The following is a 22973-nucleotide window of genomic DNA, read 5'->3' as shown; positions in this document are numbered from 1 at the left end:
CTTGATGGGCGCTCAGCCCTTGTTGGCGCCCAGGGTCAGGCCGCTGACGAACCGGCGCTGGAGCACGAAGTACACGATCAGGGTGGGGATCGCGGTGAGCAGGGCTCCGGCGGCGACCAGGTTGGGATCGGTGAAGTACTGGCCGGAGAGGTTGTTCAGGGCCGAGGTGATCGGCATGTTCTCGCCGGTCGAGATCAGTACGATCGCCCAGAAGAAGTCGTTGTAGATCCAGATCGACAGCAGAGTCGCCAGGGCCGCCATCGCGGGCTTGCACAGTGGCAGCACGATCTGCCGGTACAGGTGCCGCACCGAGGCGCCGTCGACGAGCGCGGCTTCGGTCAGTTCGTGCGGCAGTGAACGCATGTAGTTGCTCAGCACGAACGCGCAGAAGCCGGACTGGAACGCGACATGGATGAGAACCAGGCCCAGCGCGGAGTCGTACAGCTTGCCGGACATGGTGATGCCGGGCAGGTCGATGAGCAGGTACAGGCGGTACAGCGGGGTGATGATCACCTGCTGCGGGAGCAGGTTGCCCGCCGTGAACACGAGGAGCAGGAACAGGTTGACGCGGAAGTCGAAGCGGCTCACGTAGAACGCGACCATCGACGACAGGAACAGTGTCACCAGCACGGCCGGGACCGCGATCAGCAGCGTGTTCCCGAAGTGGTGCAGCATGTCCGACTGGGTGAGCGCGTCGGTGAAATTGTCCAGGCTCAGCTCGTCGGGCCAGGAGACATAGCCCTTGGTGCTGGTCTCCGCGTACGGGCGCAGGGCCGAGAACAGGGCCCACAGCAGGGGCGCGAGCCAGGCCAGGGCCGTGACGACGAGGAACGTGTGCAGCAGGATCCGGGCGGGGCGGACGGGGGTGCGCTGCTTCAGCTGGGCCGCGAGGGTGGGGGAGGTCATGCGCGCCGCTCCTTGCGGAAGGTCGCGATCAGGTACGGGATGATCACGACGAGGGAGATCAGCAGCAGGACGACCGCGATCGCGGAGCCGTATCCGATGCGGCTGGACTCTCCGATGATGTTGTTGGTGACCAGGATCGACAGCAGCTCGGTGCCCTCGGCGCCCTTGTTGAAGACGAAGACCAGGTCGAAGGCGCGCAGGGCTTCGATTTGGAGCCGACGGTGACGGTCTTGGTGTCCGACGAGGTGGAACTGCCGGCGCAGGCACTCAGCAAAGGGATGCCGGCACCCAGTACCGCGGCTCCGCCGAGTCCGCGGAGCACGCCACGGCGGCTGGTACCAGGCATGGGCTGACCAAGGGATGAAAGGCGCATTTCGACTCCTGATAGGGCTGGCGGTGCCGAGGCTCGGCACATCAGCCGGAAGGGGGTATGGCGGAGGGAGGGTCGTCGAGCGACCAGAACCAAACACGATCGAACAACGCGATCGGCGGACGCCAGGAAGCGTGAACGCTCTGTGGACTCGCTGTCAAGACTTCGCGCTCAGCAATTCAGGGCGGATCGGGTCCGGCCAGAAGCCGCACATATGGGCAGCCGAATCAGTCGGACAGGTCTGACATGGCTGGCTCTCGAACCGTTACAGGCGGAGCAATTGCTGCTTGAGCTGCGGGAATGTATCCCGGGCACGCCTTCCTCGGGCACCTGCGGCACCTCGCTCCGCCCGGCCATGCGTCTCGATGACCGCCAACGCCGGAGCAAGTGGCGTTGCGCGAACTCTTGACGTGCGGTCGGTGGATGCGTACACATTGACCGCGCGGTCAGACCGCGCGGTCATGTCACTGACTTCGTTCGACGCAGGTACACAGCCATGGGGAGACTTCATGACAGCAGGGGTGGGGCGCGGTGCCGGCTCCTCCGCGCCGCGCAGCGCGGACGTGGCCAGGCTGGCCGGCGTCTCACGCAAGACGGTCTCCCGGGTCCTCAACAACGAGCCGTACGTCTCCGACGAGTCCCGCCGACGCGTCCTGGCGGCCGCCGACGAGCTCGGCTACCGGCTGAACCACGCCGCCAGGGCACTGGCCTCCGGCCGCACCCGCTCCATCGGTGTGGTCGCCCTGGGGACCGCCGGGTATGGAACCGCCTCCCTGCTCGTGGGCATTGAACAGGCCGTACGGGACGCCGGTTACGCGCTTCGCGTGGTCAACACACCGGACGGTGACCCGGAAAGCATCGCCGGCGCGCTGGAATCACTCCTCGAACAGGGCGTGGACGGCGTCGTCGTCTCCGAACCCATTGTCGAAGGAGAGGTCCCGTTCGGTGTCGACGTGCCGGTCCTCTTCCTCGGAGCACCACCGGCCTTCACCGCCCCCCGGACACTGACCATCGGTGTGGGCGCCCATCAGCTGGCGCGCGCAGCCACCGAACACCTGCTGGACCTGGGGCATTCGACCGTCCATCACCTCGCCGGGCCGCGGCGGTGGTACGCCACCAAGGACCGCATCGAGGGATGGCGGGCGGCACTGGCGGCCCGGGACGCGCACGAACCGCCCGTGCTGAACGGTGACTGGTCGGCGGCATCCGGGTACGCCGCGGGCCGTGAGCTGGCCTCGGAGAGCTCGGTGACCGCGGTGTTCGCCGCGGGCGACGAGATGGCCGTCGGCCTGATCCATGCCCTGCGGGAAGCCGGGCGCCGGGTGCCGGAGGACATCAGCGTCGTCGGTTTCGACGGCAACCCGGTCTTCGCCTACATCTCTCCTCCCCTGACCACCGTCCGTCAGCCGTTCGAGGCCGCTTCACGGGAAGGAATCCGGCTTCTCCTGCACGCCATCGAGAAGCCCGACACCGAACTGCCACCGGCGAATGACCCACCCGTCGAGCTGATCGTCCGCGGTTCGACCGCGCCTCCGCCCACCCTCTGACCCACCTCCCTGCCACTGCTCCGGGGCGCCCACCTCCGCCATTCCGCGCTTGCCGCGCCGCGCCTTCCGCGCATGCGAGTCGCGCCCGGCAGCGTCGCCCGGCTGTTCCCCGGGCGACGCGCCCAACGAACTCCGCCGCGTCACTCTGGAGCCGTTCCGAGCCGGCGGACAGCGAAACACACCTTCCCTTCCCCGCTTGGGAGCCGCACATGTCCCCCGCACAGCCAGGCGCCAGACCCGGCGCCGCTCCACGCCCCCGTCCGCTCTCCCTCTTGTCGACAGCCTTCGCCCTGCTCGCCCTGGTGGCGACGCTGGTTCTGCCGGCCGCTGGCCGGGCCGAGGCCCTGTCCCGTCCGTCGCAGACGATGTACACCCCGCCGTCGGATGCGCCGTCGCCCGGGTCGTACTATCCGCGCGCGATGCGGCTGCAGTACAACGGCTCGGCCAACGGCACCATGCTCGCCACCTTCGAGCAGTACACCAACGGCACACCGGTCCTCCCGATCTACCGCAGCACCGACAACGGCAACTCCTGGACGAAGATCTCCGAAGTCGCCGACACGCAGAACGGCTGGGGCATGCGCTGGCAGCCCGAACTGTTCGAACTGCCCACGGCCATGGGCGGCTTCCCCGCAGGAACCATCCTCGCCGCCGGAGCTTCCGTCCCCGCCGACCGCTCGGCCATCAAGATCGATGTCTATGCCAGCACCGACCGCGGCCAGAGCTGGAGCTTCGTCAGCAACATCGCCACCGGCGGCCCGGCATTCGACCAGAACGGCAATGGCAACACTCCCGTGTGGGAGCCGTTCTTCCTCGTCTCCGGCGGCAAGCTGATCGTCTACTACTCCGACCAGCGCGACCCCGACCACGGCCAGAAGATCGTCCACCAGGTCTCCACGGACATCCGCAACTGGGGCCCGGTCGTGGACGACGTGGCGATGCCCACCTTCAGCCAGCGCCCGGGTATGGCCACCGTCGCGAAGCTGCCCAACGGCAACTACGTCATGACGTACGAGTACGGCGGCTCCCCTGCCGGCAACTTCGCCGTCTACTACAAGATCTCCTCCGACCCGGAGGCGTTCGGCTCCGTCACGGGCGTTTCACTGAGGTCGACGGACGGCCTGATCCCGACCAGCACTCCCTACATCACCTGGCTGCCCACCGGCGGACCGAACGGCACCCTCGTCGTCGGCGCCTACAGCACGAGCGACCTGTTCCTCAACACCCAGAACGGCGCCGCGAACGCCTGGACACGCATCAGCTCCAACGTCGTCGGCGGATACAGCCGGGGCATGCTCCCGCTGACCGACGGCCACAGCCTGCTGGTGCTCAGTGGGGGAAGCGGCGGCAGCAACGTCCGTAACCCTGTCACATACAGCACCATCGACCTGGGCGGCGGCATCTCCGACGGCGCCACCTACACCCTGTCCAACGCGGGCAGCGACCTGAACCTCACCATCGCCGGCGGCTCCACCACCAACGGCACCGCCGCGACCCAGCAGACCACCACTGCCGCCACCAACCAGCAGTGGCGCTTCGTACGGCAGCCCTCCGGCTACTTCAAGATCTTCAATGTGGCCAGTGCCAAGGTCCTCGGTGTGGAGAACCAGTCCACCGCCAACGGCGCCAGGATCCTGCAGTGGGACGACAACGGCACCCTCGACCACGAGTGGGCCGTCGCTCCGCACCAGGCCGGTGGCTACACGATCACCAACCGCGTGACCGGTAAGTACCTCGAGATCCCGAGCGCCTCTACTGCCACCGGCACCACCGCAGTGCAGTGGAGCGGCACCAGCTGCGCCTGCCAGCGCTGGGACTTCACCCAGACCGCGCTGCCGCCCCTGGGCACCGGGCAGTACGTCCTGGTCAACAAGAACAGCGGCAAGTACCTCGACATCCCCCAGGGCTCCACCGCCACCGGTACGGCCGCCAACCAGTGGCAGAACTCCGCCTGCGTATGCCAGTTGTTCACCTTCCAGTCCGCGGGTGGCGGAGCGTGGACCATCAGGAACGTCAACAGCAGACTCAACCTGGGCATCCGCGACAGCTCCACCACCGCAGGAGCCGCCGTCGTCCAGAACACCCCCTCCACCGCCGACTCGCAGAAGTGGAGCCTCACCGACGCGGGCGACGGCTACTACGAACTCAAGAACGTCAGCAGCGGCCTCAACGCCGGTGTCGCACAGTCCTCCACCAGTAACGGCGCTGCCGTCATCCAGTGGAACGACCTGAACGCCGACGACCAACTCTGGAAGATCGTCCGCATCAACTGAGCGACCATCATCACCCCACTCGTCGTGGGCTTGACGAAGGGCCTCCTGTCAGCTCGAGTTCGCGATGCGACCGAGTGCCAGGAGGCCCTGGTGCCGTCGCGGCTGAGCCGGGTGTGCGCGTCACGCGATCGTGCCGGTCACTGAGGTCCCGGACCTGGTCACCTGGTACGTGACATGCGCCACTCCAGAAGGGGAACGTGAGCTGCTCTGCGGTGACCCGAGCGCATGCCGCTGCGGGAAGGGATGGGGGCGGGAAGGGATGCGGCTGGTGTCGCTCGACTGGTCGAGCCGATTCCGCTGCGCCGACCGTCCATGCGTGATCGGTACGGTGGTACCGGGACGACGAGAGGGGCGGCGCGGCCGTGGGTGAGGAAGCGGAGATCAGGACGGCGAAGGAGGCCGCCGACCACGAGCTCATCCTGGCGTTCGGGCGGTTGCAGGGGGCGGCGAACCGGCTGGAGTACATCCTCGGCCGGGCGCTCGAGGTGGAGTGCGGCATCAGCCATCTGGTCTTCGAGGTGCTGCTGATCCTCGGGCGGGTGGGCGAGCCGGGGCTTTCCATGCGGGCCATCGCGCAGGAGCAGGTCCTGACCACCGGCGGCGCCACCCGGCTGGTGGACCGCCTGGAGACGGCTGGTCTCGTGACGCGCGTGGAGTCGCCCGACGACCGGCGCGGGAAGCTGGTGCGGCTGACCCCGCTGGGCGAGGAGACGGCCGTACGCGCTGCCCGCGTGCACCTGGAGAACATCAAGCGCCACTTCGTGGAGCCCCTCCCCGAGGCGGACCGCGAGCGGTTCGCGGAGGATCTCCGGATCCTCAGCCACACGGCCCGGGACGTGCTGCCTCGACTTCCTTGACCTGCGGACCTGCGGACCTGCGGACCTGCGGACCTGCGGACCTGCGGCGGCGCAGGTCTGATGGCGTCGGCGGCGCTCGTGTGTCCCAGTTCACACGGGTCGAGGAATGCCTGATTAGTCAGGTACTGTTTAGTCAGGTAATTCGCTCGCAATCGGCGGGCGTTCCTCTCTGCCGAGGTCTTCGATGAAGCTCGTCTATGTCTTCGACGCCTACTGCGGCTGGTCGCACGGTTTCTCCGGCACCTTGCGCGAGATCACCTCGCGCCACCCCGACCTGCCGGTCGAGGTGATCTCCGGCGGTCTGTTCACCGGGCCGCGCCGGGTGCCGATCCGCGAGTTCGGCTACGTTCAGGGCGCGAACACCAAGATCGCCGAACTGACCGGTGCCACGTTCGGCCAGGCGTACGAGAAGTTGATCGCCGACGGCTCGTTCGTGATGGACTCCGAGGCCGCCGCCCGTGGGGTCGCGGCCCTGCGTCAGGTGGCCCCCGACCGCGCAGTGGAGCTGGCCGCGGTCCTACAGCACGCCTTCTACGTCGACGGACGCAGCCTGTCCGAAGTGGCCACCTACCGGACGGTCGCCCAGTCGGCCGGGCTCGACGCGGATGCCGTCGTCGCCGCCTTCGAAGCACCCGAGGCACAGACCGCGGCCCACGCCGACTTCCGCCGCGCGGCCCAGCTCGGCGTCACCGGATTCCCCACCCTGCTGGCCGTCGACGGCGACTCCGTCACCCCGCTGGCCCACGGCCACGCCACCGTCGACCAGGTCGACGAACGCCTCGCCGCTCACTGAGCTTTCCCCGTCACCACCCATCCCTTGTGCGAAGGAGCCATCGATGAGCACGCTTTCCTTCAAGGTCCTCGACCTCGACTTCCCGGCCGGCAGCAAGAACAAGACGGCCACCCTCGTCACCGGCGAGCAGGAGGCGCTGCTGGTCGACGCCGCGTTCACCCGCGCCGACGGCCACCGGCTGGCCGCCGAGATCCTCGACTCCGGCAAGAAGCTGACCACCGTCTTCGTCAGCCACGCCGACCCGGACTTCTACTTCGGCGCCGAAGTGATCGCCGACGCTTTCCCCGACGCCGTCTTCGTCGCCACCCCGATCGTCATCGAGCACATCCAGCACTCCTACGAGGGCAAGCTCAAGGCGTGGGCGGCCCTCGGCCCCAACCTGCCCACCCGCCTGGTCGACCTGCAGCCGCTGACCGGTGACCTCACCCTGGAGGGCCACCGCTTCGAGCTCAAGGGCGGTCCGGCCGGACTGCCCGACCGCCACTACCTGTGGCAGGCCGAGCAGCGCGCGATCCTCGGCGGTGTCCTGCTCTTCCAGCAGGAGCGCGTCTGGGTCGCCGACACCTCCACCCCGGGCGACCGCGCGGCCTGGATCGATCTGCTGGACGAAATGGCCGCCCTGGAGCCGGAGTTGGTCGTACCCGGCCACCGTCTGCCCGGCACCCCGGCCACCGCCTCCGCCATCACCGCAACCCGTGACTACCTGCTCGCCTTCGAGGAGGAGCTCGGCAAGGCGGCCGACGGTGCCGCGCTGACGGAGGCGCTCGTCAAGCGCTACCCCGACAACGGCATGCTGATCGCCGCCCAGATCGGCGCGAAGGTCGCCAAGGGCGAGATGAAGTGGGGCTGACCATGGCCGGGTTCGCCACATCCACGGCCTCATCGTCGTCGAGGTCTTCCTCGCCACCGTCCTCCTCAGTGCGGGAGGTTGAGCAACGGGGGATTGTGGCAGGCCATCACTGGTTCGGTGTGAGCATGAGCGACCGCTCTGGCCTTGCTGCGGGCTCGGGAGGAGTATGGGAGATGAGCGACCAAGGGAGGCCTGCCATGAAGACCGGAGCCTCGGATTACGACCGCTGGTTGTACTCGCACACGCCCTCCCAGGCCGAGGGCGAGCGCGACGAACCGGCCGAGCGTGCGGCCGTGGAGCAGCACCCGGACGTTCCCAGGACCGAGCCGTCCCAGGCGGAGGGCGAGCGGGTGGACGACTTCCGGAACACATGACCGCTGATAAATGATCAATGAATGGCGTGGGGAGCCGAGCGCGCGCTGGTCTCCTCCGGGATCACCTGGAGCGCCGTGTCCTCGTGTCAGAAGGAGCAGGCCTCGACGTGCTCGTACAGCGCACGCCTCGCCTGGTCCTGGGCGATCCACTTGACCTCCGTGGCCGGCTACGACGACGCCCTCTCCCGGGTGAGCTGCTTCAACCACCGTCAGCCGAGGAGCCGAGGAGCCGAGGAGCCGAGGAACAGGCCCCGGTACGCGCCGGCCGCCGCCGTCGAACGCCTTGACCGGGGCCGTACCGAACCCCGCGACGTCGTACTCACCCCGCACCTTGTCGTACGCGCCACAGCCGAGACCGCCTGACACGCTCCGACACGGTCGTAGGTCGTACGGCATTTCGCGCACGAGGCACTTGAGATGCGGAGCGGCCGCGCCGACGCCCCCTTGAGCACCCTCGGTTCTGCTTGCATCACATGTGCCCGGAAGCCGGACTCGCGCCGCTGGTGAGGCACTCACGTGCTCCTCGCGGCAGGACGGTGGAGCGGGCCGTCCGTCGGGGTCTGCCTCGTCCCGAGGCCGTGGCGGACACGGCGAGAACGGCGAGCGGTCGAGCGCCGAGCCGTCGGGGGCAAGGGGACAAGGGCAGGCGCATCGAAAGGAACCTCAGCGCACCCGCAGGACGTCGAGCGCTGTGAGTGCCACGTGCAGTTCGGTGCGTTGCTCGCCGGATTCGAGGTCGCAGTCGAGGATCCGCTCGATGGTGCGCAGGCGTTGGTAGACGGTCTCGCGGGACAGCCCGCCGGAGCGGGCGGCCACGGTCTTGTTGCCTGCCGCGTCCAGGTAGTGGCGCAGGGTGGTCAGCAAGTCCGTGCCGTGGCGGGCATCGTGGTCGGCGAGTCTGCCGAGCCGGCGTTCGACGTAGTCCTGGATCCGGGTGTCCTCGCGGAGTGCGAAGAGGAGGCGGCGCAGGCCGATGTCGGATCGTTCGTGGTAGGAGCGTCCCGGCGGGAGCGGCTGGGCGGGCTCGGTTGCTTCGGCGACGCGACCCGCGTCACGGAAGGAGCGGGCGACGCCGGTGAGGTCTGTCGCCTCACTGCCCGCACTCACCGTTGTCCCCGGCACCACGTCGAGTGCGGTGCGGCTCAGGTGTTCGGCAACGGGTCGCCACGGCTGGTCCGGGCGCAGGGACAGGAGGATGCCGAGGCGGAGCGGTCCGAGGAGGCCGAGGAGGGCCTGTGTTCCCTTCTTCCTCAGCTCCTCGGAGAGGAGATCCTCCGCTTTCGTCGTGTCGTCCTCGTGAGCGACGTCCACGAGCACGGCGACGAAGCGTGCGTCCTTCGTGGGCAGGCCCAGCGCGGCCACCCGGGCGCCTGCGTCCGCGGGGGAGCGGTGGCGCTGTTCGACGAGGTCGCGCAGGACGTCACGGTGTGCGGCGCGCTCCCAGGGCGTGGGGTGGGTGAGGCGGGCGATGGTGAGGGCCATCGCGGTTCTCTCCAGGACCGTCATGTCTTCGGGGCCGAACGGGCCGAAGGCCGAGGGAGCGGCCGGCCCGGGTGGCGCGGGGAGCATGGCCACCCTGCCCCAGCGTTCACCTTGGTACTCCACGGGTGTCACGAGCCAGCCCTCGGGACCCGAGACCGTGGTGTGGTGAACGGGCTCTGTCGCCCGGGATCGTTGTTCCCATTCGGTGAGCGCCGCCCCGACCGTGTCGCCGGAGGGCTCGCAGATGAGTGCCTGGTGGACCAGGTTCTCCAGTACGACGGTGTGGCCGCTCATCTCGGCGGCGGCGCGTACGACGTCCTGGGGTCCGGCGCCGCGCAGGGTGAGGGCGGTGAACGCCTCGTGGATGCGCTGGGTCCGGCGCATCACCTCGGCCTGGTTGCCGAGGAGGAGGGCGTGGACGACCTGGGTGACCTCCAGGAAGTTGACGTCCTTGGCCAGGGTCACGAGGGGCAGACCGCGGGCCTGGCAGGCGTGGACCAGGGCGTCGGGCGGTCGGTGGTAGCGGCGGACCAGTTCGATGACCAGGGCCGCCGCGCCGATGTCGGCGAGTTCGTCGACGTAGCGGCGTACGCCGGCCGTTTCCTCGGGCAGGGGCATGCCGGTGGTCAGGACGAGTTCGCCGCCCTTGAGGAAGGAGGCGGGATCGGTCAGCTCGGTGATGTGGACCCAGCGGACGGGGCGGTCGAGATCGGTCACGCCGGTGACGACCTGGGGCTGTCCGGCGGCCAGGACGGGGAGGGCCAGGACGTCTCCCACGGTGAGCGGACGGCCGGCGGCAGCCATGTCCGGTCCCGGAACGGAGGCGTCGGGGCCGTCGGCGTCGGGCCCTGGAGCCGTGTGGTGGTTCTCGCTCACGGTGCCTCCATGTGGGTCCCTTGCTCGCTGACCCCGAGCGCTCGGGGAGTGCCCCGTCACTGTGACAAGCGCCGTTGACCTGCGCAAGAGCCCTGAGAACGCGCCTGCGAGGGAGACGGGAGGGGTATCCGGCCCGAAGCGCCTGACACAACGTCCGGATACCGCGTCGCGGCTGGACAGATCGCGCGTCGGCGACACCCCGACCCGCGGACATGCTCGGGGAGACCGGAGCAGACCGACGAAACCGCCGGGAGACGAACATGACCGCACTGTCGCCGCACCTTCGCCAGGCCACGCCCGTGACGGCGGTCCGGGGCGAGGGCGTCCACCTCTACGGCGAGGACGGCCGCCGCTACCTCGACTTCACCGCCGGCATCGGCGTGACCAGCACCGGACACTGCCACCCCAAGGTCGTGGCGGCCGCGCGGGAGCAGGTGGGCACGCTCGTCCACGGCCAGTACACGACGGTCATGCACCAGCCGCTGCGGCGCCTCGTCGAGAAGCTCGGGGAGGTGCTGCCCGCCGGCCTGGACAGCCTGTTCTTCACCAACTCCGGCAGCGAGGCCGTGGAGGCCGCGCTGCGGCTGGCCCGGCAGGCCACCGGTCGGCCGAACGTCCTTGTCTGCCACGGCGGTTTCCACGGCCGCACGGTGGCCGCCGCCGCCATGACGACCTCCGGCACCCGCTTCCGCTCCGGCTTCTCCCCGCTGATGAGCGGCGTGGTCGTCACCCCGTTCCCCACGGCCTACCGCTACGGCTGGGACGAGGAGACCGCCACCCGCTTCGCCCTCCAGGAGCTCGACTACACGCTCCAGACGATCTCCTCGCCTGCCGACACCGCCGCGATCATCGTCGAGCCGGTGCTCGGCGAGGGCGGCTACGTGCCCGCCACCCGCGCCTTCCTCGAAGGACTGCGGGAGCGTGCCGACCGCCACGGCTTCCTCCTCATCCTCGACGAGGTGCAGACCGGTGTCGGCCGCACCGGCCGCTTCTGGGGCCACGACCACTTCGGCGTCACCCCGGACATCCTCGTCACCGCCAAGGGCCTGGCCAGCGGCTTCCCGCTGTCCGGCATCGCCGCCTCGGAGGAGCTGATGGCAAAGGCGTGGCCCGGTTCGCAGGGCGGTACGTACGGTGCCAACGCCGTCGCCTGCGCCGCGGCCTGCGCCACCCTCGACGTCGTACGCGACGAGAAGCTCGTCGAGAACGCCGACGCGATGGGCAAGCGGCTGCGCCACGGTCTGGAGGCGGTGGCCGACCGGACACCCGCCATCGGCGACGTGCGGGGCCTCGGGCTGATGCTGGCCACCGAGTTCGTCACCGACGACGGCAGCCCCGACCCCGAGACCGCCGCCCGTGTGCAGCGCGCCGCCGTTGACGAGGGCCTGCTCCTGCTGCTGTGCGGCGCCTGGAACCAGGTCGTGCGCATGATCCCCGCGCTCGTCATCGACGAGACGGCGGTGGACGAGGGCCTCCAGGCATGGGCGACCGCCGTCGAGGTCGGCACCTCGGGAGCGGCACGGCGATGACGGACACCACCACGGCCCTGGAGCCGCTGGTCGCGCGGCTCGCCGAGACCGCTCCCGGCCTGCGGGTGGAGACCGGCCCGGGCCCCACCGGTCCGTACGCCTACGACGCCTCCAACTACCGGGTCCCGCCGCGGGCCGTGGTGTTCCCCCGCAGCGCCGACGACGTGTGCGCGGTGCTGCGGGCCTGCCGGGAGGCGGGCGTCCCGGTCACCGCGCGCGGCGGCGGCACCAGCATGGCGGGCAACGCGATCGGGCCGGGTGTGGTCCTGGACTTCTCCCGGTACATGAACCGGATCCTGGACATCGACCCCGTCGCGCGCACCGCGCGTGTCGAGGCGGGCGTGATCCTGGACGCGCTGTGCGGCGCGACCGCCCTGCACGGGCTCACCTTCGGCCCCGACCCCTCCTCGCACAGCCGCTGCACCCTCGGCGGCATGATCGGCAACGACGCGTGCGGCAACAGGTCGGTGCGCCATGGGCGTACCAGTACACACATAGAGGCGCTGGAGATCGTGACGGCCGACGGCGTGCGAGCCGTCGCCGACGGCGCGGGCCTGCGCGCGGCCGATCCCAACGACACGGACGCGGTCCGAAGTGTCGCCCGCCTCGTAGCGGACGTACGACGCCTGATCGACGCCAATCTGGCGCCGATCCGCACCGAACTGGGCCGCGTTCCGCGTCAGGTCTCCGGCTACCAACTGCACCACCTGCTGCCCGAACACGGCTTCGACATGGCCCGTGCCCTGGTGGGCACCGAGGGTTCCTGTGCGGTCGTCACCGCCGCGACGGTCCGCCTGGTGGCGACCGCACAGGCTTCGACACTCCTCACCCTCGGGTACGACGACGTGGTCGACGCCGCCGAAGACGTCCCCGAGATCCTGCGCTGGAATCCCACCGCCGTGGAGGGCATGGACGAGGCGATCGTCGCCACCATGCGCGCCCGGCGGGGACCGGACTCCGTGACCGGACTGCCCAAGGGGCGGGCCTGGCTCTACGTCGAACTCGACGGCGACGACCAGGGGGTGGTCGACGCCCGAGCCGCGGATCTGTTGGACGTGCTCAGGGCGCAGGGCCGGATGACCGGCGGACGGGTTGTGCGGACCCCGGCCGAGCATCGCTCGCTGTGGCGGGTCCGCGAGGACGGGGCCGGTCTCGCCGCCCGTCTGGTGGACGGCGGGGAGTCGTGGCCCGGCTGGGAGGACGCGGCGGTCGCGCCCGACAACCTGGCCGCCTACCTGCGGGACTTCCGCAAGCTGCTGGCCTCCCACGGGCTGACCGGGGTGCTCTACGGGCACTTCGGGGCGGGCTGCGTGCACGTCCGCATCGACTTCGACCTGGCCACGGACCCCGGCCGGGCCGCCGCCCGCCGGTTCCTCTCCGAAGCCGCGGCCCTGGTCGTCGAGCACGGCGGCTCGCTGTCGGGCGAGCACGGGGACGGGCGGGCGCGCGGGGAGCTGCTGGAGGTCATGTACAGCCACCGGATGATCCAGGCGTTCGCCGCCTTCAAGGAGATCTTCGACCCCGAGGGGCTGCTCAACCCGGGTGTCATCGTGACCCCGGCTCGCCTCGACGCCGACCTCGCGCTGCACACGCCGTCCGACGTGCTGCCCGTCGAGAGCCTCTTCTCCTTCCCGCACGACGAGGACGGCTTCGCGGGCGCGGTCCGCCGCTGCGTCGGAATCGGCCGCTGCCGCAGCGACGCGGGTGGCGTGATGTGTCCCAGCTACCGGGCCACGGGGGAGGAGAACGACTCCACACGGGGCCGGGCCCGTCTGCTCCAGGAAATGGTGCGGGGCGACAGGGTCCAGGACGGCTGGCGCTCGGCAGAAGTGCGCGACGCCCTCGACCTGTGCCTGTCCTGCAAGGCGTGCTCCAGCGACTGCCCGGTCGGCGTCGACATGGCCACGTACAAGGCGGAGTTCCTGCACCAGCACTACAAGGGCAGGCTCCGGCCCCGCTCCCACTACTCACTGGGCTGGCTGCCCCTGACCTCCGCCCTCGCCGGATTCGCCGCCCGACCTCTCAACGCCCTGCTTCGCGGACCGGTCGGCAGGCTGCTCGCCCGCCTCGGAGGTGTGACGACGCAGCGCCGGATCCCGGCCTTCGCCTCCCGGCGCGCCCTGCGAAAGGTCCTGCGGGCGGCGAAGACGGACGAACCGGCGAAAGCCCTGCTCTTCGTCGACAGCTTCACGCGCGCCTTCCGCCCCCAGGTCGCGGGCGCCGCGAGCCGCGTGCTCGCCGACGCCGGCCTCCCCTGCACGGCCGAGGACGGCCTGTGCTGCGGCCTGACCTGGGTGAGCACCGGCCAGCTGTCCACCGCGCGCCGCATCATGGCCCGCACGGTCGCCCGCCTGGACAACGGCGACGACCGGCCCATCGTCGTGGCCGAACCCAGCTGCGCCGCCGCCCTCAAGCGCGACGTGCCCGAACTGCTCGGCACCGACGCCGCCCAGCGCGTCGCCGCCCGCGTCCACACCCTCACCGGCGCCCTGACCGACCTCGCCGCGCCGGACTGGACCCCGCCGGAACTGCCGGACGACGTCGTCCTGCAGACCCACTGCCACGAGTACGCCACCTTCAAGGGCCACCACCCCCGCGATCTGCTCGGCCGCCTCGGCGTGGGCAAGGTCGACGAGGCGGAGGGCTGCTGCGGACTCGCCGGGAACTTCGGCTTCGAGGCCCAGCACTACGACACCTCGATGGCCGTCGCCGACCTGGCCCTGAAGCCACGCCTCGACGACATCGACCAGGCCACGCGGACGGTGGTCGTGGCCGACGGTTTCAGCTGCGCCACCCAGATCGACCACCTCGCCGGGAACCGGGGTATCCGCGCCCTGCACCTGGCGGAACTGCTCGACCCCACCGCCGATCAACCAGGAGAAACCTCATGACCGACACACTCACACAGTTGTTCATCGGCGGGGCCTGGGTGGACGCCGCGGACGGCGCCACCATGCCCGTGGACGACCCCGCGACCGGTGAGATCCTCTGCCATGTCGCCGACGGGGGCGTCAAGGACGCGCAGCGCGCGGAGGACGCGGCCGTCCGCGCGCAGGAGGAGTGGGCCCGTACGGCACCACGGGCCCGTAGCGAGATCCTGCGCCGGGCGTACGAGATCATCCTCGACCGCACCGACGAGCTGGCCCACCTGATGACGGCCGAGATGGGCAAGCCGCTGGCCGAGGCGAGGGGCGAGGTGGCGTACGCGGCCGAGTTCTTCCGCTGGTTCTCGGAGGAGGCCGTCCGTATCGAGGGCGGCCACGGCGTCCTGCCCGACGGACGCAACCGCATGCTCCTTTCCCGCCGTCCGGTCGGCCCCTGCCTGCTGATCACCCCGTGGAACTTCCCGCTGGCCATGGGCACCCGCAAGATCGGCCCGGCGATCGCCGCCGGCTGCACGATGATCCTCAAGCCGGCCCCGCAGACCCCTCTGTCCAGCCTGGCGCTCGCCGGGATCCTGAAGGAGGCGGGGCTGCCGGACGGCGTGCTGAACGTCGTCACCACCTCCCGTGCGGGGGAGGTCTGCGAACCGCTCCTGCGGGGCGGGCGGATCCGCAAGCTCTCCTTCACCGGCTCCACCAACGTCGGGCGGCTCCTGCTGGCTCAGAGCGCGGACGCCGTCGTACGGACCTCGATGGAGCTGGGCGGCAACGCGCCGTTCATCGTCTTCGAGGACGCCGACCTGGACAAGGCCGTGGACGGCGCGATGGTCGCCAAGATGCGCAACATGGGCGAGGCCTGCACCGCCGCCAACCGCTTCTTCGTCCACACCTCTGTGGCGGAGGAGTTCGGCCGACGCCTGGCCGAGCGCATGGGAGCGCTCGTCGTGGGCCCCGGCACCCGGGACGGCGTCGACGTCGGCCCACTGATCGACAGGGCCGGACGGGCCAAGGTCGAGGAACTGGTGGCCGACGCGGTGGAGCGCGGCGCCCGGGTGCTCGTCGGTGGCCGTACACCCGAAGGGCAGGGCTGCTTCTACCCGCCGACCGTGCTCACGGACGTCGCCCCCGACAGCCGCCTGATGGACACGGAGATCTTCGGCCCGGTCGCGGCGATCCTCACCTTCGACGACGAGGACGAGGTCGTGCGCCGGGCCAACGACACACCTTGGGGCCTCGTCGGCTACCTCTTCACCGAGGGTCTGGACCGTGCCCTGCGTGCCGGCGAACGCCTGGAGGTCGGCATGGTCGGCCTCAACACCGGCCTCGTCTCCAACCCGGCCGCCCCCTTCGGCGGCGTCAAGCAGTCCGGGCTGGGTCGCGAGGGCGGCCGGGTCGGGATCGACGAGTTCCTGGAGTACCAGTACCTCGCGGTGCCCGTGCGATGACGGCGGCGGTCCTGCCCTGACAGGCGCACCCTCGCGCACCGCGCGGCCACCCCGTGCCCGGCCGAACCGTCTCCCGACCGGGCACGGGGGACGGTCGGCCGCGCCGCGGGAGGGTCGGTCCGAAGATGCCCTCAGCGCAGGTGGCGGGCGGTGATCTCCGCCGCCGTCTCGGTCACCAGCTGCCCCAGCTCGGCGAGCCGGCCGGGCTCGAAGCGCGAGTCCGGCAGGGAGACGGCCACCGCGGCCAGCGGGACGCCGTCACCGTCCAGGACGGGGGCCGCGATGGCGCAGACACCCTGGAGGTACTGGTTGTGGTTGACGGCGTATCCACGCTCCCTGACCCGGTGGAGCTCCGTGCGCAGTTCCTTCGGGTCGGTGATGGTCTCCTCGCCGTAACCCTCGAACGTGCCCGTCGTGAACTCGTCGACCTCGGGATTCGGGAGATGGGCGAGGATCGCGTGCCCGGTGGCCGTGGCGTGCAGGGGTGAGGTGTCGCCGATGGTGTGGAAGGTGCGTACGGGGTGGTCGCAGTCGACGCGGTCGACGACGACCATGCTGTGCAGTGCGTCGGGTACGGAGAGGTGGATGGTCTCGTTCACCGTGTCCCGGAGGCGGATCATGGGTTCGCGGGCGGCGGCGAACAGGCTGGAGCCCTGGAGGGCGGCGGGTCGTACGGCCAGGACGCGGGCGCCGATCTCCCAGCGGGTGGTGTCCTTGCGGTTGGCCCGGAGCCAGCCCGCCTCGGCCAGTGTGACCAGGGTGCGCTGCACGGTCGACTTCGGGAGACCGAAGAGCTTCGTCAACTCCCCTACGGTGACCGGCTGATGCTGGGTGACCGCCTCCAGGACTCGCAGCGACCTGGTGACGCTCTTCATTTCCATCCCGTGCCCCCGTCAGTTGCGTGGCTTCCTCGTGCTCACCTCTTGACTCCTTTCCGGAGCCACGGGGCTGATCCGTGCCGGATTCTAGCATGATGTTCCACAATGCGGCATGAATGCCGAGCGGACTCGACGATCTCCGCGGCGATGAGCGGCGGGGCGCCCTGGCCACGCTCTGCTCCGCTCAGCCCTCCTCCGTCGCGCGGGGCGGCCGCCCTGGACCCGGCGCATCCCCGGCCGGGCCCGGAGCGATGGCTGCCGCGACATGCGGCAAGGGCCGGCTCGCACGCGTCGGAGCGTGCGAGCCGGCCCTTGCCGGTCCGAAGCCCTCGTGGGGCTCCGCCTTCCGTTCAGGTGCCCGACAGGCGCTGGGTGATCTCCGCGGCCGTGCCGGCGACGAGGCCGCCCCACTCGGGCGCTCGGTCCGCGTCGTACCGGGAGTCGGGCATCGAGATGGCCACGGCGGCCACCGGTGTCCCGGTCTCGTCGAGTACGGGTGCGGCGAGGGCGCAGACGCCCGGCCGGTACTGGTTGCGGTTGATCGCGTAGCCGTCGGTGCGGATCCGGTCCAGCTCACCGCGCAGTTCGTCGGGGTCGGCGGGGGTCGTGTCGCTGAAGCGCTCCAGTCCCTGCGAGATGAGTTCCTCGACGTCCCGCTTCGGAAGGTGGGCGAGGATCGCGCGTCCGACGGCGGTGGCGTGCAGGGGTGAGGTGTCGCCGATGGTGTGGAAGGTGCGTACGGGGTGGTCGCAGTCGACGCGGTCGACGACGACCATGCTGTGCAGTGCGTCGGGTACGGAGAGGTGGATGGTCTCGTTCACCGTGTCCCGGAGGCGGATCATGGGTTCGCGGGCGGCGGCGAACAGGCTGGAGCCCTGGAGGGCGGCGGGTCGTACGGCCAGGACGCGGGCGCCGATCTCCCAGCGGGTGGTGTCCTTGCGGCTCGCGCGCAGCCAGCCCGCCTCGGCCAGTGTGACCAGGGTGCGCTGCACGGTCGACTTCGGGAGACCGAAGAGCTTCGTCAACTCCCCTACGGTGACCGGCTGATGCTGGGCGACCGCCTCCAGGACTCGCAGCGACCTGGTGACGCTCTTCATTTCCATCCGATTTCCCCCCGTTAATCCTCGGAATTTCTGATGAACACCCTCTTGACTCCCCTCCGGGCCGCTGTCATTGTCTGTGCCAGATTCTAGCACAGCGTTCCACAATGTGGCACGGCTCAACGGGGAGATCCCGAAGACGTTGGGCCGCACCGCGAGGCACGGCGGCTGTGAGCCGTGGGTCCGAAGAAGGGCCCGGCCCCCGTCCAAACCGCCTCGAATCGATCAGCCTCACGTCGGGCGCTCAGCATGCGCCTCGGCGATACGAAAGGAAAGTCCTGTGTCAGCTGCCAGGAAGCGCGTCGCCGTCGTCGGTGTCGGAACGATGGGGAGCCAGGCCGCCTGGCGCCTGGCCGCCCGCGGCGCCGAGGTCGTCGGCTACGACCGCTTCGCCCCCGGCCACGACCGCGGCGCCGCCGGCGGTGAGACCCGGATCTTCCGCAGCGCGCACTTCGAGGACTCCCGGTACGTCCCGCTGCTCAAGCACGCCGACGCCCTGTGGGAGCAACTCCAGGAGGAGACCGGCCGTGAGCTGCGCCGGCTGACCGGGTGTCTGCTGATGGGGCCGACCGGGCACCACCAGATGTCCACCGTCCTGCAGTCCATCGCGGAGCACGACCTGGACCACGAGGTGCTCGATGCCGAGCTTCTGGCGAAACGTTTCCCCCAGTACCGCATCGAGGACGGCGACGCGGCCGTGCTCGACCGCCGAGCCGGCTTCATCCGCCCGGAGCTGACCATCCAGACCGCCGCCCGCCGCGCCGAGCAGCTGGGCGCGTTGATCCACCGCTACACCACGGTCCGCGAGATCGTCCCCGTCGCGAACGGCGTGGAGATCCGCACCGACTCCGGCAGCGAGCGCTTCGACACCGCCGTCGTCACGCCCGGCCCCTGGGTCAACGACCTGCTGCCCGACCTGCCGTGGGAGGTGGACATCCGCCGCGTCGTCAGCGCCTGGTACGTGCCCACCACCCCCGACGCCTGGTTCGGCGAGGAGCGTTCGGCCTTCATCCGGACCGCGCCCACCCACTGCTACGGGCTGCCCTCCCCGGACGGCATCTCGGTCAAGCTCGGCCTCTCCCGCGCCCTGCACCGCCCCGCGGGCGACCCGAACCAGCTGGACCGCGCGGTGCAGCCGGAGGAACTGGAGACCTTCTCCGAACTGATCGACCGCTACCTGCCGGACCTGCACCCGGACCCGACCCGTCTCTCCGTCTACATGGAGGGCTACACCGAGAGCACCCGTCCCCTCGTCGGCCCGCTGCCCGGCGCCGAGAACGTCGTCCTGCTCGCCGGCTTCTCCGGCCACGGCTTCAAGCTCTCGCCCGCCTTCGGCGACATCGCCGCGGACCTGGCGCTGGACGGCACCTCGCCCCAGCACATCGACTTCCTCTCCACCGCCGGCCGTACGGAGGCCTGACCATGAACGACGCCACCCTCTCCGTCGGCTCCCTGCACGCGCAGCCCGGCACCAAGGCCCGCGGCACCGTCCAGGCCGACCTCGGCACCCTCACGGTGGACATTCCGCTGACACTCGTCAACGGCACCCGCCCCGGCCCCCGGGTCGTCATCACCGCGGGCGTGCACGGCGGCGAGTTCACGCCCATCGACGCCGTCGTACGACTGGCGGACAGGCTGGACCCCCGCGAGGTGCACGGGCAGGTGATCGTCTGCCCCGTCGCCAACCCTCCCGCCGTGTACCAGGGCCGGCTCAACATCTCCCCGGTCGACGGCGTGAACCTCAACCGCGTCTTCCCGGGCGACCCGGCCGGCGGCCCCACCGAACGGCTGGCCGCCTGGCTCTTCGCCCACCTGGTCGACGGTGCCGACGTCTACATCGACCTGCACTGCGGCGGCATCGACCAGGTCCTGCGGGACTTCGTCGGCTACCGCCTCACCGGTGACCCGGACCTCGACAAGGCCACGGCCGAACTGGCGGGCTCCTTCGGCATCGAGGACGTCATCCTCGGGCTGAAGGCCGACGGCGGCAACAGCCATGCCGCCGCCGCCCGCCGGGGCGTCGCGGCGGTCCTCGTCGAGGTGGGCTCACTCGGCCAGCGGGACGAGCCCACGGCCCTCCGCCGCGTCGACGGCCTACTCACGGCACTGCGCCACCTGGGCGTCCTCGACCAGGACGGTTCCGCCCCGGCCCCGATCCGCGAATGGGTCTGGTCCGCCGGCGTCACCGCCGAGGCCGCCGGCCTGTGGTACCCGGAGTTCTCCCTCGACGCCGACGCCTACGTCATCGGCGAACTCGTCGAGGGCGACGTCCTCGGCCGCATCGTCGACCCGGCCGACGGCACCGAGCACACGGTCCACGCCCCGGCCGGCGGACGCGTCTTCTACGGCATGCACGGCCTCACCGTCGCCCCCGGCGCCGAGCTCGCCGCCCTCGCCGTCCCGTGGGACCCCGACGCGGTCTCGCGCCCCGACACCCTCCGTACCCCCGGCGCGGGCCTCGGTTCCGACGAGACGGCCCACCGTCCGTAGCACCCCAACTCCCTGCCCGCAGCGCCCCACACCCCCCTGCCCCCCTTCCCAGCAGCACCGCCCCAGGAGGCACACGATGAGAGATGTCCGGATAGACCGCCGGCTGTTCCTGCGCGGAGTCGGCGGAGTCACGGCGGGTCTCGCCGCCGCGTCCGCACTGAGTGCCTGTGGCACTGGCAGCAGCCGCAGCACGACCGCCGGCAGCGGCAAGAGCTCCAAGACGCTCGTCGTGCGCAACAGCGGTGGCACGTACGGCGAGGCCAACCAGAAGGCCGTCTACGACGCGTTCACCAAGGAGACGGGTATCGAGATCAAGGTGGTGAACATCGCGTACGCCCAGCTGCTCGCCCAGATCAAGCAGGGCCGCCCGCAGTTCGACCTGATCGACACCTCCATGGCCGACGTCGTGCGCTTCAAGGACCAGGACGCCACCGAGGAGCTCGACTACGACCGGCTGAAGAGCGCCAAGAACACGGGCATCGCCGACTCCCTGATGACGACCCACGGCGTCGGCAAGAACTACTGGGCCAGCGTCATGGCGTACCGCACCGACTCCTTCGACGGCAAGAAGCCCGAGAGCTGGGCGGACTTCTGGGACACCAAGGCGTTCAAGGGCAGCCGTGCCCTCCAGGCCCGCGACGCCGACCTGCCCGAGCTGGAGTTCGCGCTCCTCGCCGACGGCGTGCCCCTGGACAAGCTGTATCCCCTCGACGTGGACCGGGCCTTCAAGTCCCTCGACAACATCAAGGGTTCCGTCCGCAAGTACTGGGACACCGGTGCCCTCCCCGGCCTGCTGCTGGGCCGCGAGGAGGTCGTGGCCAGCAGCGTCTGGCACGGCCGTCTCGACGCCCTGATCAAGGGCGGCTCGCCGATGGCGTACCAGTGGAACGGGGCCCGCCGGCAGAGCAACGGCTTCTGCGTCCCCAAGGGCGCGGCGAACCCCGACGCCGCCTACCAGCTGATCGACTTCGCGCTGCGGCCCGACATCCAGGCCAACTACGCAGAGGTCTACCCGATGGCCCCGGTCGTGCCCGCCGCGTACAAGAAGCTCTCCCCGGCCGCCGCCGACAACCTGGCCAGCTCGCCCGAGCACCTGAAGTCCGGTTTCGACCTGGACGTCGAGTGGTGGATCAAGAACGAGGAAGCCGTGTCCAAGCGCTGGCAGGAGTGGGTCAATGACTGAGCTGCATCTGAAGTCCCAGCCCCAGCCGTCCCCGGCGGGCTCCCCGCCGCCGGGCACCGGCACCGGAAAACCGCTCTCCGTCACGGACCTGCGCAAGACGTACGGCGGTGTGACCGCCGTCGACACGGTCTCCATGGAGATCGCGGGCGGCGAGTTCGTCACCTTCCTGGGATCCTCCGGTTCCGGCAAGACGACCACCCTGATGATGATCGCCGGGTTCACCGAACCCGACTCCGGCAGCATCGTCGTCGGCGGCCGTGATGTGACCCGCCTCGCCCCGCAGAAGCGCGGCCTCGGCTTCGTCTTCCAGCAGTACCTGCTGTTCCCGCACATGACGGTGTGGGAGAACGTCGCCTTCCCCCTGCAACTGCGCGGCGTACCCAAGGCGGAGTTGCGTCGGCGGGTCGGCGAGACCCTGGAGATGGCCGGGCTCTCCGCCCTGGCCCGGCGCCGACCGCGTGAGTTGTCCGGCGGCCAGCAGCAGCGTGTCGCGCTGTGCCGGGCCCTGGTCTACCGGCCGCCGGTCATCCTCATGGACGAGCCGCTCGGTGCCCTCGACAAGAAGCTGCGCGACCAGCTGCAGACCGAGATCAAGCGCATCCAGCAGGAACTCGGCCTGACCGTCATCTACGTGACGCACGATCAGGAGGAGGCGCTGGTCCTGTCCGACCGGATCGCGGTGATGCGCGACGGGCGGATCGACCAGTTCGACACCCCGCGTGAACTCTTCGAGCGCCCACGCACCCCGTTCGTCGCCGACTTCCTCGGCGCGGCCAACTTCCTTCCCGGCACCGTCCAGCAGCAGGCCTCCGAACAGACCCTCGTACGGCTCGACACGGGAGGCCTGCTCAAGGCCCGCCCGCAGTCGGGAGCGGAAGGAGCCCGGGTACGGGCCGCGGTCCAGCCCGGCCGGCTCGGGCTGTGTGCACCCGGCGACGGATTCTGTACCGGGATGGTGGAGACGGTCACCTACGTCGGCACCCTCGTCCGCGTCACCGTCCGCCCGGCGGGCGACGTCGACACCGGCCTCGTACGGCTGGAACTCCCGGCCGGAAGGGCCCCGGTCGTCGGCGAGCAGGTCAGCCTGACGGCCCACCCCGACGACGTCAGCGTCTTCGCCGTGGAAGGAGGCGGGTGA

18 protein-coding genes and 2 pseudogenes are annotated in these 22973 nt (G+C 70.4%); 14 read left to right on the top strand and 6 right to left on the bottom strand.

All coding sequences use genetic code 11. From position 1 onward, the window contains the following. Positions 1-12: 12 nt before the first annotated feature. The 3 genes and pseudogenes from ACTWQR_RS06020 to ACTWQR_RS06010 form a co-directional block, all read right to left on the bottom strand. Positions 13-906, bottom strand: a complete 894-nt coding sequence (locus ACTWQR_RS06020) for a carbohydrate ABC transporter permease (protein WP_443225838.1) — start codon at positions 904-906, stop codon at positions 13-15. After that, positions 903-1115 (bottom strand): annotated as a pseudogene (locus ACTWQR_RS06015) (sugar ABC transporter permease); the annotation flags it as partial. The gene ACTWQR_RS06020 and the pseudogene ACTWQR_RS06015, both read right to left, overlap by 4 nt. Beyond that, a pseudogene (locus ACTWQR_RS06010) lies at positions 1097-1279 on the bottom strand (carbohydrate ABC transporter substrate-binding protein); the annotation flags it as partial. The pseudogenes ACTWQR_RS06015 and ACTWQR_RS06010, both read right to left, overlap by 19 nt. Positions 1280-1785: 506 nt before the next feature. On the opposite strand from ACTWQR_RS06010, the gene ACTWQR_RS06005 reads away from it, so the two are divergent. From ACTWQR_RS06005 to ACTWQR_RS05975, 7 genes are all read left to right on the top strand, one after another. Then, complete coding sequence (locus tag ACTWQR_RS06005) at positions 1786-2823, top strand: LacI family DNA-binding transcriptional regulator (RefSeq protein WP_443225837.1); 1038 nt, start codon at positions 1786-1788, stop codon at positions 2821-2823. Between the two features lie 209 nt (positions 2824-3032). Beyond that, complete coding sequence (locus ACTWQR_RS06000) at positions 3033-5096, top strand: RICIN domain-containing protein (protein WP_443225836.1); 2064 nt, start codon at positions 3033-3035, stop codon at positions 5094-5096. Between the two features lie 362 nt (positions 5097-5458). Further along, positions 5459-5953: a MarR family winged helix-turn-helix transcriptional regulator gene (locus tag ACTWQR_RS05995; RefSeq protein WP_443225835.1), complete on the top strand. Its 495-nt coding sequence runs from the start codon at positions 5459-5461 to the stop codon at positions 5951-5953. A gap of 184 nt (positions 5954-6137) precedes the next feature. Then, on the top strand, positions 6138-6746 hold the full coding sequence (locus ACTWQR_RS05990; protein WP_443225834.1) for a DsbA family protein: 609 nt from the start codon (positions 6138-6140) through the stop codon (positions 6744-6746). Positions 6747-6789: 43 nt separating this feature from the next. Next, the gene (locus ACTWQR_RS05985) at positions 6790-7596 is read left to right on the top strand and encodes an MBL fold metallo-hydrolase (RefSeq protein ID WP_443225833.1); all 807 of its coding nucleotides are present in this window, start codon (positions 6790-6792) and stop codon (positions 7594-7596) included. A gap of 197 nt (positions 7597-7793) precedes the next feature. After that, positions 7794-7970 carry a hypothetical protein gene (locus ACTWQR_RS05980; RefSeq protein WP_443225832.1) on the top strand — a complete coding sequence of 59 codons (177 nt, stop codon included), beginning with the start codon at positions 7794-7796 and terminating at the stop codon, positions 7968-7970. 21 nt (positions 7971-7991) lie between these two features. Next, positions 7992-8333: a hypothetical protein gene (locus ACTWQR_RS05975; RefSeq protein ID WP_443225831.1), complete on the top strand. Its 342-nt coding sequence runs from the start codon at positions 7992-7994 to the stop codon at positions 8331-8333. A 300-nt stretch (positions 8334-8633) separates the two neighbouring features. Here ACTWQR_RS05975 and ACTWQR_RS05970 read toward each other — a convergent pair whose 3' ends face one another. Then, positions 8634-10328 carry a PucR family transcriptional regulator gene (locus ACTWQR_RS05970; protein WP_443225830.1) on the bottom strand — a complete coding sequence of 565 codons (1695 nt, stop codon included), beginning with the start codon at positions 10326-10328 and terminating at the stop codon, positions 8634-8636. Positions 10329-10588: 260 nt separating this feature from the next. On the opposite strand from ACTWQR_RS05970, the gene ACTWQR_RS05965 reads away from it, so the two are divergent. The 3 genes from ACTWQR_RS05965 to ACTWQR_RS05955 are packed head-to-tail and all read left to right on the top strand — an operon-like array spanning position 10589 to position 16184. Beyond that, positions 10589-11857 carry an aspartate aminotransferase family protein gene (locus tag ACTWQR_RS05965; RefSeq protein ID WP_443225829.1) on the top strand — a complete coding sequence of 423 codons (1269 nt, stop codon included), beginning with the start codon at positions 10589-10591 and terminating at the stop codon, positions 11855-11857. Continuing rightward, positions 11854-14748 carry an FAD-binding and (Fe-S)-binding domain-containing protein gene (locus ACTWQR_RS05960; RefSeq protein WP_443225828.1) on the top strand — a complete coding sequence of 965 codons (2895 nt, stop codon included), beginning with the start codon at positions 11854-11856 and terminating at the stop codon, positions 14746-14748. The genes ACTWQR_RS05965 and ACTWQR_RS05960 overlap by 4 nt, the downstream gene beginning before the upstream one ends. Continuing rightward, a complete protein-coding gene (locus ACTWQR_RS05955; RefSeq protein ID WP_443225827.1) occupies positions 14745-16184 on the top strand; it encodes an NAD-dependent succinate-semialdehyde dehydrogenase in 1440 nt (479 codons plus the stop codon). Before ACTWQR_RS05960 ends, ACTWQR_RS05955 begins: the two co-directional genes overlap by 4 nt. 131 nt (positions 16185-16315) lie before the next feature. Here the strand turns inward: ACTWQR_RS05955 and ACTWQR_RS05950 are convergent, their stop codons facing one another. Continuing rightward, positions 16316-17059, bottom strand: coding sequence for an IclR family transcriptional regulator (locus ACTWQR_RS05950; protein ID WP_443225864.1), 744 nt, complete (start codon positions 17057-17059; stop codon positions 16316-16318). Between the two features lie 353 nt (positions 17060-17412). Further along, entirely contained in the window at positions 17413-18159 is a 747-nt protein-coding gene (locus ACTWQR_RS05945) for an IclR family transcriptional regulator (RefSeq protein ID WP_443225863.1), read from the bottom strand. Positions 18160-18442: 283 nt separating this feature from the next. Between ACTWQR_RS05945 and solA the strand changes: the two genes are divergently transcribed. The 4 genes from solA to ACTWQR_RS05925 all read left to right on the top strand — a co-directional run bounded on the left by solA (position 18443) and on the right by ACTWQR_RS05925 (position 22973). Then, positions 18443-19582 (top strand): N-methyl-L-tryptophan oxidase, encoded by a 1140-nt coding sequence (gene solA / locus ACTWQR_RS05940; RefSeq protein ID WP_443225826.1) that lies wholly within the window; start codon positions 18443-18445, stop codon positions 19580-19582. Positions 19583-19584: 2 nt separating this feature from the next. After that, entirely contained in the window at positions 19585-20652 is a 1068-nt protein-coding gene (locus ACTWQR_RS05935) for a succinylglutamate desuccinylase/aspartoacylase family protein (protein ID WP_443225825.1), read from the top strand. Between the two features lie 76 nt (positions 20653-20728). Continuing rightward, a complete protein-coding gene (locus ACTWQR_RS05930; RefSeq protein ID WP_443225824.1) occupies positions 20729-21835 on the top strand; it encodes an ABC transporter substrate-binding protein in 1107 nt (368 codons plus the stop codon). After that, positions 21828-22973: an ABC transporter ATP-binding protein gene (locus ACTWQR_RS05925; RefSeq protein WP_443225823.1), complete on the top strand. Its 1146-nt coding sequence runs from the start codon at positions 21828-21830 to the stop codon at positions 22971-22973. The genes ACTWQR_RS05930 and ACTWQR_RS05925 overlap by 8 nt, the downstream gene beginning before the upstream one ends.

Origin of the sequence: Streptomyces sp. 2A115, assembly GCF_052245575.1 — a bacterium.
In the GTDB taxonomy this organism is placed as follows: domain Bacteria; phylum Actinomycetota; class Actinomycetes; order Streptomycetales; family Streptomycetaceae; genus Streptomyces.
The sequence above is the reverse complement of the archived record's forward strand: the minus strand, read 5'-3'. Positions and strand labels throughout refer to the sequence as shown.

Coding starts and splice junctions, on each gene's coding strand:
- ACTWQR_RS05990 (WP_443225834.1), top strand. CDS start 6,138: ATGAAGCTCGTCTATGTCTTCGACGCCTACTGCGGCTGGTCGCACGGT.
- ACTWQR_RS05955 (WP_443225827.1), top strand. CDS start 14,745: ATGACCGACACACTCACACAGTTGTTCATCGGCGGGGCCTGGGTGGAC.
- ACTWQR_RS05925 (WP_443225823.1), top strand. CDS start 21,828: ATGACTGAGCTGCATCTGAAGTCCCAGCCCCAGCCGTCCCCGGCGGGC.
- ACTWQR_RS05930 (WP_443225824.1), top strand. CDS start 20,729: ATGAGAGATGTCCGGATAGACCGCCGGCTGTTCCTGCGCGGAGTCGGC.
- ACTWQR_RS05965 (WP_443225829.1), top strand. CDS start 10,589: ATGACCGCACTGTCGCCGCACCTTCGCCAGGCCACGCCCGTGACGGCG.
- ACTWQR_RS05960 (WP_443225828.1), top strand. CDS start 11,854: ATGACGGACACCACCACGGCCCTGGAGCCGCTGGTCGCGCGGCTCGCC.
- ACTWQR_RS05945 (WP_443225863.1), bottom strand. CDS start 18,159: ATGAAGAGCGTCACCAGGTCGCTGCGAGTCCTGGAGGCGGTCGCCCAG.
- ACTWQR_RS06020 (WP_443225838.1), bottom strand. CDS start 906: ATGACCTCCCCCACCCTCGCGGCCCAGCTGAAGCAGCGCACCCCCGTC.
- ACTWQR_RS05975 (WP_443225831.1), top strand. CDS start 7,992: ATGGCGTGGGGAGCCGAGCGCGCGCTGGTCTCCTCCGGGATCACCTGG.
- ACTWQR_RS06005 (WP_443225837.1), top strand. CDS start 1,786: ATGACAGCAGGGGTGGGGCGCGGTGCCGGCTCCTCCGCGCCGCGCAGC.
- ACTWQR_RS05935 (WP_443225825.1), top strand. CDS start 19,585: ATGAACGACGCCACCCTCTCCGTCGGCTCCCTGCACGCGCAGCCCGGC.
- ACTWQR_RS05950 (WP_443225864.1), bottom strand. CDS start 17,059: ATGAAGAGCGTCACCAGGTCGCTGCGAGTCCTGGAGGCGGTCACCCAG.
- ACTWQR_RS05985 (WP_443225833.1), top strand. CDS start 6,790: ATGAGCACGCTTTCCTTCAAGGTCCTCGACCTCGACTTCCCGGCCGGC.
- ACTWQR_RS05980 (WP_443225832.1), top strand. CDS start 7,794: ATGAAGACCGGAGCCTCGGATTACGACCGCTGGTTGTACTCGCACACG.
- ACTWQR_RS06000 (WP_443225836.1), top strand. CDS start 3,033: ATGTCCCCCGCACAGCCAGGCGCCAGACCCGGCGCCGCTCCACGCCCC.